The sequence below is a fragment of the Flavobacterium sp. P21 genome, assembly GCF_050632225.1.
GTDB lineage: Bacteria > Bacteroidota > Bacteroidia > Flavobacteriales > Flavobacteriaceae > Flavobacterium.
Map to the genome: position 1 here is coordinate 4,009,547 of NZ_CP192585.1, position 18,643 is coordinate 4,028,189.

Consider the following 18,643-nt stretch of genomic DNA (forward strand, 5'->3'; position numbering starts at 1 on the left):
GCTTATAAAATTCATAAAATGCACTTTTACTCTCATTGCATATTAACGATTTTACAAAGATTCAAAAAAATCATAAGCTCTTTTCTCTGCATAGGAATACATGGAATCACGAAGCGGAAAAGCGCAATGTCCGCCATATTTTGGTGTTTCCAGATAAACAAATGCACTGTTCTTTGCAATAGTTCTCGGATAACATCTTTCGCCCAAAAAAGGATCGTCAAGCGAATTGATAATCAAGACAGGAGTCGTAATATTTGGAAGTGAAAATTCGGGAGAAACGCGCTCATAATAATCTTCTCGACTTGCAAAACCATGAAGCGGCGCTGTAAAGTATTGATCAACTTCATCAAAAGAAGAAATTTTATCGATTTGATCTCGGTTCACAAAATCAGGAAATTGAGCGGCTTTGTGTTTCAGTTTTCTTTTAATATCAATGGTGAAATTCTTTAAATAAACTCGGTTAAAACCTTGCTTAAGCACTTCAGCACTTGTTGCAATATGAGTTGGTACTGAAATCGAAACCCCAGCTTTTATTCGTTCATCGATTTTTGTCCAGCCTAAATAATTCAGCAGTTGCACGCCACCCATTGAATATCCAATCAAATAAACTTCTTTAAACCCTTTTTTAAAGCAAACTGCACAACCTCATCAAGGTCGTCAACAGCACCATGATGATACAGTCTTGGCAATCGATTCATTTCGCCACCACAAGTTCGATTATTCCATGCAAAAATTGAAAAACCTTTATTTTGAAAATAAGTCGCACAACTATTATTGTAAGTTCTGCGGGAATCGCCTTCTAAGCCATGACATAAAATCACTGCTTTTTTAGAATCATTTATAATGAAATCAACATTAATAAAATCGCCATCCTTCAATTCAAGTTTCTCTCTGGTATATTCTGGAACCTCAAATTTTTTAAACAAAGCGACATAAATAGTCGAAACATGCCTATTGCGATGAATAACAGAAGGTGAATTATATTCTGATTGCTCAATTATTGGCATAATAACAAGTTTGGTGGTACTTATTACAAATCTAAGAAATCAATCAATATGTAGTGTAATACTGTCAATTTTTATTTTGCTTTTTTGGAAAACAGCAATTAAAAGACTTAAAAATAGGAATGTTTACAGTAGAATTTATTTTTTTCAAAATAAAGATAATTAGAGCCATTGCCATCGCGCAATCGAACTTGTGAATTATTAAATTCAAATAATTTCCAGTCCTCATTTAATTTTTTAAGCGGTTCAGAATTAAAATTCACCTTTAGTTCCCTAACATTGTTTTGCAAACTAGTTTCCCATTGACCAGTTTCTGAAGTCGATCCTTTGGTGGCAACTACAGTTTGATCACTTTTAAAAACAAATGAATAATCAGTGTACAATGAAGTTTTTTCTGAATCACTAAAAAAGTACGGTATTTTCCAAGTTCCTTTAGTTATTGCGGCAACAAAATCAAGTGTTACAATATTATTTTCGGGACAATAATCAATTGCATATTTTATGGCATTTTCGAAATCTAAATTATTCGAAATTGATTTTGTTTGATTGTTGTAATCAACTATTGAGATTGGATATTTCAAAGAAATATACTGACTCGCATTCAGATTTTTTATGAAATTAAAAAAAGTCTGATCGCTTATAATTGTTGCCGAACTTGCAATTTGGTTTGACGTATTATAAATATTAATTGTTATTGGATAATTGATATTTAAGCCGTTAATTTTAGATAAAAGATCAGGATATTGATTCCAATAATCAATTAGCGAATTAAAATCGGCTTCATTTGGAATATTTTTCTCGATGTAATTATAATACACCATTGTCACCGGAAAATTTATCTTTACAATATCTGCATCAGAATTGCTCGCGTTGATATTATCAATCACTTTTTGATAATCTGCAGTGCTGTTTATAGCAATTTGTGTGTTATTGACTGTAACGGTATAAGGAGGTTTTATAGTACAATAAGTTGAGCCGTCGATTACATTATCCTGAACGGTTGGCACCATGGCAACTCTTTGCAAATAAGATGTTAGCGGAGACGAATTTGTAATTGTTCCCTGCGTATTACTAGTCTGTTCGTCCATTTCATTCTGACATGAAAACAAGAACAAAACAACGACAATTGATAAATATTTTTTAAACGGGAACATACTCATATTTTTACAAATGTAATAAAATTTAAGAAACTGTTTTTCAATAAATTCGGCATTACGGTTTTTCATTTTTCTTTTCTAAAGCCCGAATATTGCTCGAAAATAGCATTTTATATATCTATAGAACAATCAGCTTCACTTTTACCCTACTTAATGCAAAAACAAATACTTTTGTACGATACCAAATTGAAATTCTAAATGCCAACTAAAAACGAATCAAACACTTGCGATGAAATTATTTTCTCGTCTTTCTTTAAAAGCCATATTAAAGCGCTTAGAAATTTTCTTTTTTACAAATTTGGCAATCTCGATCAAGCAGATGATGTAGCACAAGAAGCATTTGTAAAACTTTGGCAGAACTGCTCACAAGTGCCACTCGAAAAAGCAAAATCATACCTTTATACGATTGCCAATAATAGCAGTCTCAACCAAATTGCGCATCAAAAAGTTGTTTTGAAATATGAAAAAATTTCACCGGTTTAGATAAAACCAATGAAAGCCCAGAATATCTTTTAGAAGAAAAACAATTCCAATCCAAACTTCTGAAAGCGATTGAAAATTTGAATGAAAAACAGCGTGTCGCGTTTTTGATGCATCGAATTGATGGAAAAAAATATAGTGAAATTGCGCAGGATTTAAACATCAGCGTAAAAGCGGTTGAAAAGCGCATTCATTTAGCTTTATTAAGCTTGCGCAAAGAAATTGATTTATAAAAGTAGGGTAAACTGAGTTCCAATTGTTTTAATTATACAATACAAGAAAATGAAAAAAATCGCTTATTAGCAAAATGGCTTAACAATGATTTGTCTCAGGACGAATTAGCGAGCATTTGAAGCAAGTCCCGATTTTGAAAAATATCAAAAGATTAAAAATTACACAGATCATTTGACTATGGATGATTTGGATGAAAATGCTATGCTTTCTAACATTCTGAAACAGAAAAAAGCAACTCCAAAAGTAGTTCCGTTGTACAAAAAATGGGCTTTTAGAGCGTACCGCAATATTTGTTTTAGCCTTGGGAGTTACATTTGCATTTAATTTTTTCATGCCTGAAACACATGCGACAGGTTTTGGAGAGAAAACTTCTTTTTCATTACCTGACAATTCTGAAGTAGTGCTAAATTCAGGTTCTGAAATAAATTATAAAAAATGGAACTGGGATAACCACCGGAGTCTTGACCTAAATGGAGAAGCCTATTTTAGAGTTTCTAAAGGAAGACGTTTTGAAGTGCATACACGTTTAGGAAAAGTCACTGTTTTAGGAACGCAATTTAATGTCAAAGTCAGAAAAAACAGATTTGATGTTGTATGTTATGAGGGGCGCGTAAAGGTAAATTACGCAAATTCTCAAATTGTACTGACGCATGGTCAAAGTGTTAGTTTTGAAAACCAAAAACAAACCAACATTAACGTGAATGCGTTGAAACCTGAATGGGTTGACAATCAGATATGTTTTTATAAAGAAAATATTCGAAGCTTGCTAGACGAAGTTGAAAGACAGTATAACATTAAAATAGAATTAAATACAAAAGACACAACATCTTTATTTACAGGAAAATTACCTGCAAAAGACTTAAATGTAGCTTTGCAAATTATTAGTACGACATATCATTTAGAGGCTAAAAAAGTATCAACTAATAAAATAATTTTTGACGAAAAGTAAATGTTGCTCCCCAAACAATTTCGTTTTTTGTTTTTCCACTTTTTTCTGGTCCTCACTCTTTTTGCGCAGGACCAAGGGAAAGTCATGCCCATTAAAAAAATCATATTCGAAATTGAGCAACAACATCAAGTAAGCTTTAATTATACTGAAGACAATATTTCTGGGGTAGAATTAATTCCGCCCAAAAAACACTTTCATTAGAGCAAAAACTGGAATATCTTTCTAAAAACACCAATCTCTCTTTTGAAAACATTCGAAACAAATTCATCAATATTTACAAGAAAAATGAAGAACCACAAATGGTTTGTGGCTATGTTTTTTCTAATACAGACAAAAAACCTATTGAAAATGCCAATATAAATTTGCCAAACAAAACGCAAACACGAACAGATTCAAACGGTTATTTTGAATTTATAAAAGGGCAAGAAAACACATTTCTAATTACTCATATTGGTTTCGGAACCAAAAAAATTACGGTGCCTAATACTAATTCTAAAAATTGTCCTCAAATATTTTTAGAACCTGAAATCACAGAACTTCACGAAATTAAAACCAATGCAATTTTGGCTTCGGGGATTTCGAAAAATATTGATGGCTCATTTGAAATCAAACCCAAGAAATTCGGAATTCTTCCTGGCCTTATCGAACCTGATGCTTTGCAAACAATGCAACAAATTCCAGGAGTAAATAGTATTGATGAAAGTGTTTCCAGCATAAATGTGCGTGGCGGAACTCATGATCAAAATTTGTTTTTATGGAATGGAATCCGAATGTATCAAACGGGGCATTTTTTTGGATTAATATCGGTTTTTAATCCCAATTTGGCACACACCATTTCGATTTATAAAAACGGAAGTTCTGCTTTTTATGGCGAAAGCGTTTCAAGCGTCGTGGCCATTTCATCAACTCCAGAAACTGTTGAGAAAAACTCTTTTAGCGCCGGAATAAATATGATTAATGCTGATATTTATGCCAAATACAATCTTTCTAAAAAAAGCTATATAGAAATTTCAGCACGCAAATCTATTACTGATTTTGTCGAAACGCCAACCTACAAAGAGTATTTCAACAAAGTATTTCAAAACACTACCATTACTGATTTTTCAGACAAACAAAACGTCGATTATCGGAGCGACAAGAAATTTGGTTTTTATGATGCGACGCTAAAATACGCTCAAAAAATAGGCGAAAAAGATCAAATCATTTTGGATTTAATTACGATCAAAGATAATTTGGAAGTTTTTCAAAGTGCCACTGTATATGATATTTTTAGATCCGAAAACAATACTTTGAGACAGCAAAATTATGGAGGGAATCTGGCTTGGAAACGAAATTGGAACCGCTTTAATACGACTAAAATTAATGTCTATAATTCGGCTTACGAGCTTTTGGCCAATCAAAACACAACTTTTGGAAATCAAATTGTAATTCAGGAAAACAAGGTCAATAACAACGGAATCAATTTAGAAAACAATCATATCATCAATTCCAAATTCATTTTAAATGATGGCTATCAGTTTAATGAAATTGGCGTTACAAATCTGGAAGACGTTACCAATCCTGATTTCTATCGAAAAGTGAAAGATGTTTTGAGAACGCACGCCTTAATTTTGGAAGGAAAATACAATGACACACTTTCAAGAGTCTATTTTAAAGCAGGAACCCGACTTAATTATATCGAAAAATTCAAAAAATTCATTGCTGAACCTCGAATTCAGTTTGGTTATGGCATTACGAAAGATCTAAATTTAGAATTGCTGGGTGAACTGAAAAGTCAAAATTCCCAACAAATCATTGACTTGCAGAAAGATTATTTTGGAATTGAAAAAAGGCGTTGGATTATTTCTAATGACTCGACAATTCCTATTCAAAAAAGCAAACAACTTTCTTTAAATTTATCTTATGAAAAAAAGGCTGGCTGTTTGATATCGAAAATTTTTATAAAAGAGTATCAGGAATCACAACTTCCAGCCAAGGTTTTCAGAATCAATTGGAATTTGTAAAAATAACTGGCGATTATGAAATTTGGGGCGCAGAAATGCTTGTTCAGAAAAAAATGAATCACTTTTTGACTTGGCTGAGTTATACTTATAATCATAATAACTATCATTTTATTTCTTATGAATATCCTGTTTTTCCAAACAATTTTGAAGTAATGCATACGGCAACTTGGGCAGGAATTTATGAAAAAAACAATTTTAAAATCGCATTAGGCACAAAATGGACTTCGGGCCGACCAAAAACTTCCCCAAACGATTCTCAAATTGACAACAATAATCCTGTATTGATTTACAACAGACCTAATAATACCAATTTGCACACTTTTGCGCAGGTTAATTTTTCCTCGACTTATAAATGGGAAACCGATAAAGGAATTCAGTACAAATTAGGAATCTCTATTTTAAATATCTTAAATAGAAAAAACGAAATCAGCGAATATTATAGAATAAGTTCGCTGACAAATTCTATTGAAGAAGTAGAAACTTTTTCACTTCAAAGAACTCCAAATGTGAGCTTTAGAGTTTCATTTTAATCTTCTTCCTACTAGTTTCGTTTAGAAACCATGTATTTTTTTACTTTTTTTCAAAAAATATCAATTCTTAAGGTAGGGTAAATTCCCTCGATGCTGTTTTACTATTGAATTTTATCAAAATAGTAAAATATGAGCCCTTTAAAAAACTTGAAATTATATCCGCTCGGCTATTTTTTTTGCGACAGTTCATAACTCCAAACCATTGAACAAAATGTCCCTTAAAATCAAGCCCAAACCTTGATGTTGAAAATTTAAACCAAAAAGACTTTACGGTTTTGTAAAGTACACTATTTCCATTTTAACATAACTTAAATCAAAACAGCAATGAAATTAAAATCAATTAAATTCGCGACAACCGTCCTGGCAATCTCTACATTTTTTTTAAGTCACAGCAGTGATAATGGCAATGATACCACTACACCTACTCCAACACCAACTCCCGTAACCACAACAGAAATCAATCTTTCTACAAGCACTTCACTCGGATCATATCTTTCAGATAAAAGCGGCAGATCATTATATTTTTTCGCAACTGATGCAAACGGACAATCTTCATGCACGGGAGGATGTGAAGCATTTTGGCCTGTTTTTTTTGTAGATAATTTAACCACCGATAAATTAGGAGCTGGTTTAACATTAGCTGATTTTGCAACGATAACTACTCCTTCAGGCAAAAAACAATTAACCTACAAAGGCTGGCCTTTGTACTATTATGCACCAATGTCTTCAGGTGGCGCATATGGCGGTGCTGGTGTAAACACACTCGAAGATCCTGGAAAAACATCTGGTGACGGAGTTGATGGCACTTGGTTTATCGCAAAACCCGATTATTCGATCATGATTGTGAGAAGCCAGCTTGTTGGGCATGACGGAAAAAATTATAAATCAGATTATACTGTAGGCGATGGCGCAACTACTTATTTTACAGATGCCAAAGGATTGACTTTATATACTTTCAAAAACGACAATTTCAAGAAAAATAATTTCACAAAACAAGATTTTTCAAATAATGCTGTATGGCCAATTTATGAAACCGATAAAGTGGTTGTTCCTTCTATTCTTGATAAGTCAAAATTCAGCTCGATTACTGTTTTTGGAAAAGTGCAATTGACTTACAATGGATGGCCTCTGTATTATTTTGGACAAGATGCTGGCGTGAGAGGCGCTAACAAGGGAATTAGTTTTCCAAGCCCAGGAATTTGGCCTGTTCCTGTAAAAGACTTACCGCTTGCGATATAAACCAACGAAACGAGAAATGAAAAGAAAAATCAAAATAATCATCTCGATAGTTTTAGCAATTGGGCTAATCGCTTTTTTCGGTTACAACTATATTATGCATGGAGGCGCTCGGAATTTAGCTAATGAAAAAACAGATTTCACCACGACCTCAGCATCCATTACAGCCGAATTTATGTCAGATTTAGAAGCCGCTAACAAAAAATACCTTGAAAATGCGGTAGCAATAAAAGGAAAAATTACAGCTGTGAATGCAAAAGAGGTAATTCTAGACGGTACCATTATCTGCAATTTTAAAAATCAAGATTTATCCATTAAAGAAGGGCAAATCGTGACTGTAAAAGGAAGAATTATTGGATATGATGATTTGATGGGTGAAGTAAAACTAGATCAATGTTTTATAATCAAAAATTAATTAGATGAACGTAAAATTATTTTTATCCCTAGCATTTTTCTTTCAGTCATTGGCCAAATATCGGCGCAAGATGATTTGCTGAAAGAATTGGATACAATAAAACCAAAGGAAAAACAGACTGAAACCTTAGCTTTTAAAGGACTGCAAATCTGTAATATGCAATCGACAAAATTGACTGCAAAAGGCGAATGGTATGTTTTGATTTCGCATCGTTTTGGCGATTTGACTCAAGGTTTTGAGAATTTCTTTGGTTTAGATGATGCTTACACTAAACTGGGAGCAATTTACGGTGTTACAGATTGGCTTTCAGTTGGAGCGTCAAGACAAACTAATAATAAAATTTATGAATTGACCTTAAAATACAGATTAAAAACACAAGAAGTTGACGGCTTTCCTGTGACCATTGTAGGTTATAACACGACGGATATCAACACCAATTTAAGTACGGATCAATATCCGTACTTAAAATTCAATAATCGATTGGCTTTTACCACACAATTATTAGTGTCAAGACAGTTTTCTGATAAGATTTCACTTGAAGTAACCCCAATTTATATTCATAAAAATCTTTATGACGAGACCACTGAGCAAAAAGATCAATTTGTAGTTGGACTTGGCGGAAGATATAAATTCACAAAACGATTGAGCATGAATCTTGAATATGCGCCCCGAATAAATGCTCCAGAAAATGATGTGTATCACAACTTGGTTTCATTAGGATTGGATATCGACACTGGAGGACATATTTTTCAAATGGTGTTCTCAAACTGCCAAACTATGAATGATGTCTATGTATTTTCTAATGCAACTGGAAAATGGAACGGCGGAAGCATTTACTTCGGATTTAATCTCTACAGAGTTTTTTAAAATTAATACGAAATTCTATGAAAAAAATAAAAATTTGTCTGATAACAATCTCCAGCTTGTTCATTATCTCTTGTGAATCTAATACTTACAGCGAAATAAGTCCGCCGGCCGGAAACCCAACTTATGTAGCAAACATAGAACATATTATGGAACACAATTGCCTTAGTTGTCACTCTGGAACAGCTTCTCAATATCCTAATTTGGAAACCTACGAAGGAGTAAAAAATGCATGCACCAATGCAAATTTAATCTGCAGAATAGAATCTGAATCTTGCGGACAAAGAATGCCTTTAGGAGGAAGTTTGCCTCAAAGCGATATTGACATGATAAAACTTTGGGCCGCAAACGGATTTATAAAAGAATAAATTAATACGATGAAAAAAATAACATTTTTGGCATTATTGCTTTTTGTGGGAAACTTGGTTTTCTCGCAAAAAGTTATGACCCGAACCGGACAAGTAAAATTTGAAGCTTCAGTGCCATCTTTTGAGCCTGTTGCGGCCACAAATAATTCGGTTTCAGCAATTCTTGATAAGTCAAATGGTGAATTTGCTGTTCTGGCATTGATAAAAGCGTTCAAATTTGAAATTCCGTTGATGGAAGAACATTTTAATGAAAATTATATGGAATCATCCGTATATCCAAAAGCAACTTTTAAAGGTAAAATCATAAATTTTGATGCTTCGAAATTAAGCATCTCCAAAAAATATGATGTCGAAGGCGATCTGACCATACATGGTGTTACCAAAAAGATTAAAACCAAAATCAGTGTGGTCTTGAAGGAAGGAAAAGTATATCTCTCCAACAATTTTACTGTTAAAGCACAAGAATATAATATAAAAATACCAAGTCTTGTGAAAAGTAAAGTTTCAGAAAATGTAAACATTGCTCTGGACCTTACTCTTGATGAAAAATAATCTTTTTTTAATCCAAAAATTATCAAATTATGAAATCTCTATTTAATTTCTCGGTACCCTTACTATTACTATTTATTGGAGTTTCTTGTTCCAGTAATGATGACAATTCTAGCCCTCCCGCTCCAATAATAGTAACGTTCAACGCTACAATGAATGGCGCAAATGAAGTTCCCTCAAACGCCTCAACGGCTACAGGAACGGCAACTTTGAGTTATAATAAAACCACAAAAATCTTTACAGTTACTGTGACGTATTCCGGTTTAACACCAACTATGGGACATATTCATATGGGAGCCGCCGGCACAAATGGTCCTGTAATTTTTCCATTCTCTAGTTTGGCATCACCTATTAGCTATACTAGTGCGGCATTGACAGCGGCTCAAGAAACAGATCTGATGGCCAATAATTATTATGTCAATCTACATTCTGAAGCTTTTTCAGGAGGCGAAATAAGAGGACAGCTTGTTACTGCAAATCCAGCTGGAAGCCCTGCTGGTGGCGGAGGTGGCGGAGGTTATTAATCTTCCTTCTTACAATTTATGTTAATTACAAAAAGCCTTACTGTTTAGATAGTAAGGCTTTGGTATTTTTAAGGAGTTTTTTATTTCTTCTTCTTACGCAAAAGATGCTATTTTCTCCTTGTTTTTAAAATCGTTATCCTCGGAAATCTCATTTATAAAGAAACCTAATTCTTTTAAATCATATTGTTTCGGAAACATATAATTATTGATAGCAATTGTGGGAGTAAATATGATTTCGTTTTCTGAATTTGAATGGAATTGAGCGTTTAAAATTTCGTCTGATTTTATTTCGTTTGATTGTGAAATTGTGCTTTCACATAATTTCTTTTCATCTTTATATTCAAACCAATTATGCAATTCTTTCGTAAAAACTTCTTGTCCTTTATCAAGATAAAAAGCCACTAATTGCTGGTGAATTTTTTTGATTTTTTATAACCATAATCATTATTGTTAAAATTAAAACGAATATCTAAACATACTTTATCGAAATGTTTTTCCAATATTTTCTCTAAAACAAAATAGCTTTCTTTGCAAGCACTACTAAATGGATTGATGACCATCATAATTTTTAATGAAGCATTTATATTTCCTAAATGAATAGTTGAAGATTGAGACAAATTATTCTCCAGAACATTAGAGATTAATAAAGCATCTTTAAGAACCTCATAATTGTCTATAGCTTTTTTTCCATTTGATCGTTTGTTCCATAACTTTACCTGTATTTTTTTAAACACACTCCATGCTTGTAATTCCGGATTTTCAATCAAAATTACCACACCACCCCATCGAGATTCTAGTTCTTTTTTTGAAATTCTAATTTTATTCTTGTTGCTATAACAGATATGATTTTCATCATTTTTTTCTTCAATAAGATGATATCCTTTTTCACCATTTTTATCTTGCAATACAGTCATAAAGCGATTTGGTAATGAATCTATTCCTGATATGCCCATATTAAAAGCGCCATTTTCGACATTAAAAAAACTTAGTGCATCTGTAACAGATAATAAAGAAGGATATTCGGGATGTGTTAGAATTTGCAACTCAAATTCATCTAGATCAATAGAAAAGCCTTCTTTTTTTAAATATTGGTATAAACAATAAAATTCTTTATTCATGTATAATAAAATTAGGAGTGTTTGTTTTATAGAAAATAGAACGATTCTCGAATTATCCTGCTTTGCTTGTTCCTGAGAAGAAATCTTTAAAGACATTCTTTTTTTCGCTTTTTTTACTTCTTTCTCTTTAAAATAATTTTCTATAAAAGCGTCATCAGGTTTATTGGTTACAAACAGACCATTTTCATCACGTTCAACTATTTCTTTTGTTTTAGCGTTATATTCATTTCGTTTTGCATATTGTCTTTTTTCAATATCTCCATGCCAAATATGGTACAAATCACCTTCCACAAATCCGATTTTTCCTTCTGTCACTTTGTAAAAATCGGCACCCCATAAATTTATTTGGTTAATGAGAATATTATCCATAAAAATTCTACCTATACCTGGATGTGTTATTTGCCCAGTTGCGGCGTGTGCGATTATGAAGTCACCTCCACCAATTAATGCTTTATCAAATAACGGTACAGCATCTAGAATCTCCCTTTTCGCTCCCCATGCAAATCCTACATGACCATGTTTATTAAAATTTTCATTTTTCCAAAGTTCTGTCGTTGCAACATTGGCACCAAAACTCCTCCAGACTCTTTTGTTCGTTGCATTTGGCAAGTAAGATTCTCTAACTTTATCCATTGCAAAAGAAGGTTTTATTTGGTCTTTTTCAAGAAAAACAGCGTATTCAAATGGCTGTAGTATTGTACTGGTTTGCAATTGTTTTATGCCATCAATTATCCAATTTTCATTCGAAAAAAGAACATCCGCATCAAGCCAAAAAACATATTTGTATTTTGCTGGTAAATCAGAAATAATTTTATTTAATAGGGACTCTTTATGCCAAAGTAAATTCTCGGTATATATCCTTTTTATGTTTTCATTTTCTTCAAGCTGTGGTTCCGAATTACCAATTACGCATTCAATAATTGCGTGGTCTAAATGTTTTATACTTTCATAAAATATTTCGAAAGCCTTTATTCTGTAAGGAGAATTTTGAGGATTAAAAAAACAAGAAATTATAATTGCCTCAGGATGCATTTTATACTTATTTTTAAAAACAGATTTTCTTTTAAGCGAATTGAACATGCTTTAAATTTTAATGACACAATTATTTATTTCAACTATAAAACCCTTTACCTTGAATGGTAAATTTTTGTTTTACTTATATAGTATTTGTTTGGAATGTTTTTAGCTTTTACTGTCGGATTGTATCCTTTTTTAAACCAAAATAAATGATACAATAAACCTTCAAATTCATTTTTATAATAAATTCTTCCATTGTCAAAAATTACTCTTCCTATTAATCCTTCGAAAAGAATAAAATCAAAATGAGCCTTAATCTCTCGTTCTTGATCGGCTTTTTTATAAGATGGGTGAAGCTTTCAATTTCTGTAGCAAGGTCAAATATTGATGCCCCAGCGGTCAATTCATCCCAAACAAAACTGCATTCGTCAAAACAAAAATGTTTGGAACTAGAAAGCACTTTTTTATAATCCTTGCTTCTCATAAAAAAGGTATTCATGACTTTATTATTTTTATAGAGAGCAAAACATCCAGTAGTATAATCATGCCGAGCACTTATAAAATCGAATTCTTCTAGCATTTCATCGGTAATAAAATCGCGCACATTTCCGTAAATAATATCTAGGTCGCTTTGTCCCCAAAAATCATATCCTTGTACAATTTCTGGAAATAGAAAACCATAGGAGGGTTTAAAATCACACAGTTTATATGGATAATCAATGTTTACGGTAAATCCCAATTTTTCAGAAGCTACCTTTTTTATATCTTCTAATTTTCTATTTATAATGATTAGATTTTTTGGTTTATTTGGAATCTCCTCAATATTATCTGTGATGATATAAAAATCAATCGTTGAATTAAATGAACACGAATGCACATAATAGGGAAAATACCATGGATATTGACCATACCAGCACGTAACCACAGCAATAGATTTTAGTTTATTCATATTTCAATCAGTTATATATCATTGTGTTTGCTCCGAAGACATCTTTTTTTCCATAAGAGCTGGTCTGTTAAACATGTCCCGGAATTGATACAACAATCTTTCTGTTAATCTTAAATCCTCAGTAATAATTTCAGCGCTTCCTTCCATTTCTTGTGTAAAAGGAAGTTTTTTATGATAGGAAGTTTCCAAACCATTTGGCAATGCTATATCTATTAAAATATTTCCATCTTTATCGGGAATTAGAGAAATATTTTTCACTTCTCCTTTAATTATACCAAATTCATTATCAGGGTAATTAACTAAGCGTACAATAATTTTTTGCCCAACTTTTATTTTACCCGAATTCAAAGCTGGAGATTTTACTTTGCCTATAATATCATTTTTTGTATCAGGAATAATCGAAAACACATTATCACCAACATTAATTGTTTGGCTTTCATTCCAAACTTGCAGAAAAGTAACTACTCCGCTTATTGATGATTTTAAGGTATAAGCTAATTCCCAATCTTTTATCACTTTTTTGAGCTGATAAAAGGATTGTGCCATACTTCGTCCTAAATTCACCTCTTCTTTAGTACTAGTGATTTCAGTAACCAAACCCAATTTTGTATTGTTGATATTAGCTGATTTTAATTGCGAAATGGTCGATAAAAGTCCTTTATAATTTTTTTGAGCTTGTAAATAGCTTAGTTTTTTGGATTCCATTTCTTGTTCAGAAATAATGCCTTTAATGAATAAGATTTCGAAACGACTTATTTCATTTTTTTGAAGTTGAAGTTCGCTTTCATTAATTTCTTTTTGGTCCTTCAAAATTTCAAGTCTTTCCTTAATTTGGTTTTTCTCAGAAATCTGCGCTTGGCTTTCGACTTCAAAAGGTTTCAACTTTTTATTTAATCTTTCCTCTTCATAATCTTTTTGAAAAAGTCCAAAAGCGCTTTCAATTTCACCAAGTTGTAGATTCTTTAATAAAACAAATGGAAATGCCTTTCCTGAATCGTTGATGTTGTAATTGTCAACAATACTTTTCAGTAGAAAAACATCTTTATAATTAGCCGTATTTTCAATAACAGCAAGCGTGGTGTTTTTAGAAACAATAGCTTTGTTTTTTACAAGAATTGCTTCAATTCGTCCTGTTGATCTTGAAACTATTTTTTCTGGCGGAAAATTAGTCGTGATTACAATTTTAGTATTTACGATATCTGGATATTTTATAAACCAAGAAACCAGAAACAACATCATGATAATCACAAAAATTAAAGCCATTCCCCATCGTATCATCCAATGCGGAACTCGCTGTAGAATTTCCTGGACTTCTTCGCTTCGAAGTTCAAAATCAGTCGACTTTATTTTTAAATTTTTTGTCATTTTTAATTTCTTAAAAGAAGATTTAATTCCCTAATTGCAATTGATTGTGAACCAATTCAAAATAATTCCCTTTTCGTTTTACTAATTCAGAATGATTACCGATCTCAATAATTTTTCCTTTGCCCAAAACAACGATCTGATCAGCATTCATTACCGTACTTAAGCGATGCGCAATAACTACAACCGTTTTATCCTTAAAAAAATCCCTAGTTTTCTCATGATTTCTTTTTCATTATTGGAATCCAAAGCAGATGTGGCTTCATCGAAAAACAGCATTTCAGGATTTTTATAAACGGCTCTTGCAATTAATAATCGTTGTTTTTGTCCAACACTCATTCCAACACCTTCCGGGCCAATTTTGGTATTAAATCTTAGAGGCAAGCCGGAAATGTACTCTAGAATATTTGCCACATCAGCAAGATAAACCAAACGCTCTTTATCAATTTTCTCTACTCCTACCGCTATATTGTTTGCAATAGTATCATTAAAGATGAATCCTTCCTGCATGACGGCGCCCACATTATCACGCCAGGATTTTTGATAAATATCTTTCAGTTGTGTACTACCTATTTTTATTTCACCTTCAGAAGGGTCATAAAATTTAAGCAAGAGTTTCATTAAAGTAGTTTTACCGCTTCCGCTTACTCCTACAATTGCTGTTACTTTACGTGCTAGTATTGTTAAATTCAAATTTTCGATCACGGAATCATCAGAGCCAGGATAGCGATACGAAAGGTTTTTGATTTCAATTGCACAATCCTTTGGAATTTCGTGAGTCTGAAAAATTTCTTGTTGCGTCTCGTCTTCCTTATCGTAAATTTCAGATAATCTCGACAATGATATTTTGGCATCTTGCAACTCTCGGACAAAACCAATAAGCTGAGAAATAGGTCCATTCAAACTTCCTGCAATCGAATTTATTGCCATCATCATACCAAGCGTTATTTGTCCATCAATCACTAATTTGGCTGATGTAAAAACAATAAATATGTTTTTTAACTGATCTATAACTGCCGAACCGATTGACTGAGTTTGTTCTAAAGCCAGCGCTTTCAGAGAGATTCTAAACAATCGAGCCTGCACATACTCCCAACCCCATCTTTTTTGTTTTTCGGCATTATGCAATTTGATTTCCTGCATTCCATTAATCAGCTCCATTACTTTGCTTTGTTCTTTGCTCACTTCAGAAAATCGCGTGTAATCTAAAACTTCACGCTGTTTTAAGAAAATAGCAATCCAACCAAAATACAATAGACTTCCGGCAAAAAAGACAAAGAAAATTTGAAGATTGTAATAAGCTAAAACCCCGCCCATAATAAACATATTGACGAACGAAAAAAGTACATTCAAAGAAGAAGTCGTCAATATTTTTTCTACACGACGATGATCATTAATTCGCCGCATAATATCTCCGGTCATTCGAACATCAAAAAATGAGATCGGAAGATTCATTAATTTAATGAAGAAATCAGAAATTAATGAAATATTGATTCGGGTAGAAAGATGCAACAATATCCAGCTTCGGATTAAATCTAAACCTGTTTTTCCAATAAAAAGAAACAATTGAGCAAACAGAACCAAATAAATAAATTGAATATTTTGATTCTGAATACCAACATCTACAATGCTTTGAGTAAGAAAAGGAAATATTAACTGCAATAAACTACTGGCCAGCAATCCAATACTTAATTGAAACAAAAATGTTTTATACCGAAGTACGTATTGCGACAATAATCCAAATCGTAAAACTTTCTTTTCATCGATCTCAAATTCTGAATTGAAAAAACGCGGAGTGGTTTCCAATAATAAAGCAATCCCTTCTTTTGTTTCTACATCTGCGTTGTTTCCAATCCAGAAACGAATGAATTCTTTCTGATCATAATCAATCAAACCAAAAGCAGGATCAGAAATATAATATCTGCCTTTTTTTATTTTATAGAGTACAACATAATGTGATTTGTTCCAGAACAAAATACAAGGCAGAGCAAATTCATTTATTTTTCCTAAATTTTGTTTTACTCCGAGAGTTCTAAAGCCGATTTTCTCTGCGGCATCACTGAGCAACATCATATTACTTCCCTGACGGGTGGTTTCGCTAAAATCACGTAACTGCTGAATATTAAAGCTCTTACCGTAATACTTCGATATGATTTTTAAACATGCAGGACCACAATCCTTAGAATCGGATTGTAAATAATTAGGGAATTTTTTCAACTTTAAAATTTGTGGATTAAGGTTTTCGTAATAGAACGCGGTATTGAGTTTTTCTTTGGCAGAATTTATATCGTTTCTATAATTGCCTTCTCTTCTATTTGATTGACCTCAAAAAAATCGTCTTCTATAATTTCATTTATAAAAAACTTAAGGTTTTCTCTATTATACGTTTTTGGATACAAATACCCATTTATAAAAATGGCAGGAGTAAAATTAAAATCATTGGTTTTGCACCACAGATTCTGCTGTTTATATATAGAATCAATTTTATCGCTATCAAAAGATTGTCCGCTATATTCTTTTGCCCAATCGACTAAATTTCTAGTTTCAAACCAATAACTCAACGCTTGAACGAAAATATCATTTCCTTTTTCGAAATAAATAAACATTAAACTTCTTAAAAACGCTTTACTTCCATCGTCTAATGTATCTAGATCTACATTAATGAGTATTTTAATTTTTAAAGAATCTTTATTTGCTGTCAGGATTTTGTCTAAATTTTTATGAGCTTTTCCACAATGTCCGCAAAAAGGATTCGTAATAATGGTTATTTCGGTTTTGCTTTCTTTATTTCCTAAAATAATTGAGCTATTTGGCAAATCAACCCAATCTTTTGAAATTAATGTGTTTTTAAAAATTTCATAATTACGCATAAATCGGTTGCCTGTTAACTGAAATTCTTTTAATTCTTTTTGTTTTAAAAGTGTAGCTTTTAGTAGTTCCCATATGCATACTGTAGCAAAAAACACAAATCCAAACAGAATAATTGATTTCAACGAAATGGTTTCACTGCTTTCTTGAAATGACAAGAAAACGCTTAATTCTAAAATTAAAATGGAACTGATTGACAAACAAATTGGACACCATTTTTTTCGACAAATTTTTGATAATAAACCGATAGTAATGTAACTGGAACGGCACCAAAAAGCAATATTTTTTGAATATAAAAATATTCGTTTGCGCTATTTGACAAAAGGAATAAGAAAAAAGACACTAACTGAGTAGCGAAAAAAACAATACTCAAACTGCTTAAATCTACTAATGAAAAAATCTTCCATTTTTTGGACTCCATAACACTTGAACAACTTGCGGTTGAAGTAATGTTACAAAAATTATTTAGCAACTCGCTTTTGGCTCCAAATAAATCCTTAAGTGCTCGCAATAGAAAATAAAATGCCAATTACTGGAAAAATAAAAAACAGTTTTGTCTGTAAGCTTTCTTCAACCATGAATAATATTGACAAGAACAACCCAATACACAATAATGGAAAAACCCAGGATAAATTATTTTTCTCTGCTCCAATTGCACTCTCGATTTCATTTTTTTCTATCAAAAGCACAACACCATTCCATCTTGCTTCTAATTCTGATTTAGTCTTTTTGATCGTTTTATCATTGGTACAAAAAAACATATCCCCTTTTTTTCTATAAACCAAAATTGAGGTTTTGCAAATTCTACATTCAGAAGAGCAATAAATTTATTGGGTAATTTATCAATGTCTTCAAAATCTATTTTTGCAACAAAATTGTCAATATCAAAAAAATTCAAGGTGTCTGAAACTGCCAACAAGGTGCTGTAATCAGGATGCGATTTCAGCTGAAATAAAAATTCTGTTTTATCTATTTGTATTTCTTCTTTTTCTAGATGTTTGAAAAGAAAATTATAA

20 protein-coding genes and 2 pseudogenes are annotated in these 18,643 nt (G+C 32.2%); 11 read left to right on the forward strand and 11 right to left on the reverse strand.

Going from position 1 to position 18,643, the window contains the following annotated elements; all coding sequences use genetic code 11:
* Positions 1–51: 51 nt before the first annotated feature.
* The 3 genes from ACQ9BO_RS20150 to ACQ9BO_RS20160 all read right to left on the reverse strand — a co-directional run bounded on the left by ACQ9BO_RS20150 (position 52) and on the right by ACQ9BO_RS20160 (position 2,230).
* Positions 52–603 (reverse strand): YheT family hydrolase, encoded by a 552-nt coding sequence (locus ACQ9BO_RS20150; protein ID WP_431242201.1) that lies wholly within the window; start codon positions 601–603, stop codon positions 52–54.
* Complete coding sequence (locus ACQ9BO_RS20155) at positions 600–1,007, reverse strand: hypothetical protein (protein WP_431242202.1); 408 nt, start codon at positions 1,005–1,007, stop codon at positions 600–602. Before ACQ9BO_RS20155 ends, ACQ9BO_RS20150 begins: the two co-directional genes overlap by 4 nt.
* Positions 1,008–1,114: 107 nt before the next feature.
* Positions 1,115–2,230: a hypothetical protein gene (locus ACQ9BO_RS20160; RefSeq protein WP_431242203.1), complete on the reverse strand. Its 1,116-nt coding sequence runs from the start codon at positions 2,228–2,230 to the stop codon at positions 1,115–1,117.
* A 129-nt stretch (positions 2,231–2,359) separates the two neighbouring features.
* Between ACQ9BO_RS20160 and ACQ9BO_RS20165 the strand changes: the two are divergent.
* The 11 genes and pseudogenes from ACQ9BO_RS20165 (at position 2,360) to ACQ9BO_RS20215 (ending at position 10,313) form a co-directional block, all read left to right on the forward strand.
* A pseudogene (locus ACQ9BO_RS20165) lies at positions 2,360–2,874 on the forward strand (RNA polymerase sigma factor).
* Positions 2,875–3,052: 178 nt separating this feature from the next.
* Complete coding sequence (locus ACQ9BO_RS20170; RefSeq protein ID WP_431242204.1) at positions 3,053–3,199, forward strand: hypothetical protein; 147 nt, start codon at positions 3,053–3,055, stop codon at positions 3,197–3,199.
* Between the two features lie 7 nt (positions 3,200–3,206).
* Positions 3,207–3,824, forward strand: coding sequence for a FecR family protein (locus ACQ9BO_RS20175; protein WP_431242205.1), 618 nt, complete (start codon positions 3,207–3,209; stop codon positions 3,822–3,824).
* Between the two features lie 299 nt (positions 3,825–4,123).
* Positions 4,124–5,827, forward strand: a complete 1,704-nt coding sequence (locus ACQ9BO_RS20180) for a carboxypeptidase-like regulatory domain-containing protein (RefSeq protein ID WP_431242206.1) — start codon at positions 4,124–4,126, stop codon at positions 5,825–5,827.
* Positions 5,815–6,357, forward strand: coding sequence for a hypothetical protein (locus tag ACQ9BO_RS20185; protein ID WP_431242207.1), 543 nt, complete (start codon positions 5,815–5,817; stop codon positions 6,355–6,357). Before ACQ9BO_RS20180 ends, ACQ9BO_RS20185 begins: the two co-directional genes overlap by 13 nt.
* A gap of 324 nt (positions 6,358–6,681) precedes the next feature.
* Positions 6,682–7,596: a COG4315 family predicted lipoprotein gene (locus ACQ9BO_RS20190; protein WP_431242208.1), complete on the forward strand. Its 915-nt coding sequence runs from the start codon at positions 6,682–6,684 to the stop codon at positions 7,594–7,596.
* Between the two features lie 16 nt (positions 7,597–7,612).
* Positions 7,613–8,008: an OB-fold protein gene (locus ACQ9BO_RS20195; protein WP_431242209.1), complete on the forward strand. Its 396-nt coding sequence runs from the start codon at positions 7,613–7,615 to the stop codon at positions 8,006–8,008.
* Between the two features lie 87 nt (positions 8,009–8,095).
* Entirely contained in the window at positions 8,096–8,875 is a 780-nt protein-coding gene (locus ACQ9BO_RS20200) for a DUF5777 family beta-barrel protein (protein ID WP_431242210.1), read from the forward strand.
* A 17-nt stretch (positions 8,876–8,892) separates the two neighbouring features.
* Positions 8,893–9,240, forward strand: coding sequence for a c-type cytochrome (locus ACQ9BO_RS20205; RefSeq protein WP_431242211.1), 348 nt, complete (start codon positions 8,893–8,895; stop codon positions 9,238–9,240).
* A 9-nt stretch (positions 9,241–9,249) separates the two neighbouring features.
* A complete protein-coding gene (locus ACQ9BO_RS20210) occupies positions 9,250–9,792 on the forward strand; it encodes a YceI family protein (RefSeq protein ID WP_431242212.1) in 543 nt (180 codons plus the stop codon).
* 29 nt (positions 9,793–9,821) lie between these two features.
* Complete coding sequence (locus tag ACQ9BO_RS20215) at positions 9,822–10,313, forward strand: CHRD domain-containing protein (protein WP_431242213.1); 492 nt, start codon at positions 9,822–9,824, stop codon at positions 10,311–10,313.
* Between the two features lie 93 nt (positions 10,314–10,406).
* Here ACQ9BO_RS20215 and ACQ9BO_RS20220 read toward each other — a convergent pair whose 3' ends face one another.
* The 8 genes and pseudogenes from ACQ9BO_RS20220 to ACQ9BO_RS20255 form a co-directional block, all read right to left on the reverse strand.
* Positions 10,407–10,715 (reverse strand): hypothetical protein, encoded by a 309-nt coding sequence (locus ACQ9BO_RS20220; RefSeq protein WP_431242214.1) that lies wholly within the window; start codon positions 10,713–10,715, stop codon positions 10,407–10,409.
* Positions 10,715–12,064: a cysteine peptidase family C39 domain-containing protein gene (locus ACQ9BO_RS20225; RefSeq protein ID WP_431242215.1), complete on the reverse strand. Its 1,350-nt coding sequence runs from the start codon at positions 12,062–12,064 to the stop codon at positions 10,715–10,717. Before ACQ9BO_RS20225 ends, ACQ9BO_RS20220 begins: the two co-directional genes overlap by 1 nt.
* A 661-nt stretch (positions 12,065–12,725) precedes the next feature.
* The gene (locus ACQ9BO_RS20230; RefSeq protein ID WP_431242216.1) at positions 12,726–13,397 is read right to left on the reverse strand and encodes a DUF6625 family protein; all 672 of its coding nucleotides are present in this window, start codon (positions 13,395–13,397) and stop codon (positions 12,726–12,728) included.
* An 18-nt stretch (positions 13,398–13,415) separates the two neighbouring features.
* Positions 13,416–14,762 (reverse strand): HlyD family secretion protein, encoded by a 1,347-nt coding sequence (locus ACQ9BO_RS20235; protein ID WP_431242217.1) that lies wholly within the window; start codon positions 14,760–14,762, stop codon positions 13,416–13,418.
* A 22-nt stretch (positions 14,763–14,784) separates the two neighbouring features.
* Positions 14,785–16,976: pseudogene (locus ACQ9BO_RS20240) on the reverse strand (peptidase domain-containing ABC transporter).
* Between the two features lie 65 nt (positions 16,977–17,041).
* Complete coding sequence (locus ACQ9BO_RS20245) at positions 17,042–17,785, reverse strand: DsbA family protein (protein ID WP_431242218.1); 744 nt, start codon at positions 17,783–17,785, stop codon at positions 17,042–17,044.
* Positions 17,786–17,805: 20 nt separating this feature from the next.
* On the reverse strand, positions 17,806–18,156 hold the full coding sequence (locus ACQ9BO_RS20250; protein WP_431242219.1) for a vitamin K epoxide reductase family protein: 351 nt from the start codon (positions 18,154–18,156) through the stop codon (positions 17,806–17,808).
* Entirely contained in the window at positions 18,125–18,388 is a 264-nt protein-coding gene (locus ACQ9BO_RS20255; protein WP_431242220.1) for a hypothetical protein, read from the reverse strand. The genes ACQ9BO_RS20250 and ACQ9BO_RS20255 overlap by 32 nt, the downstream gene beginning before the upstream one ends.
* Positions 18,389–18,643: the final 255 nt, after the last annotated feature.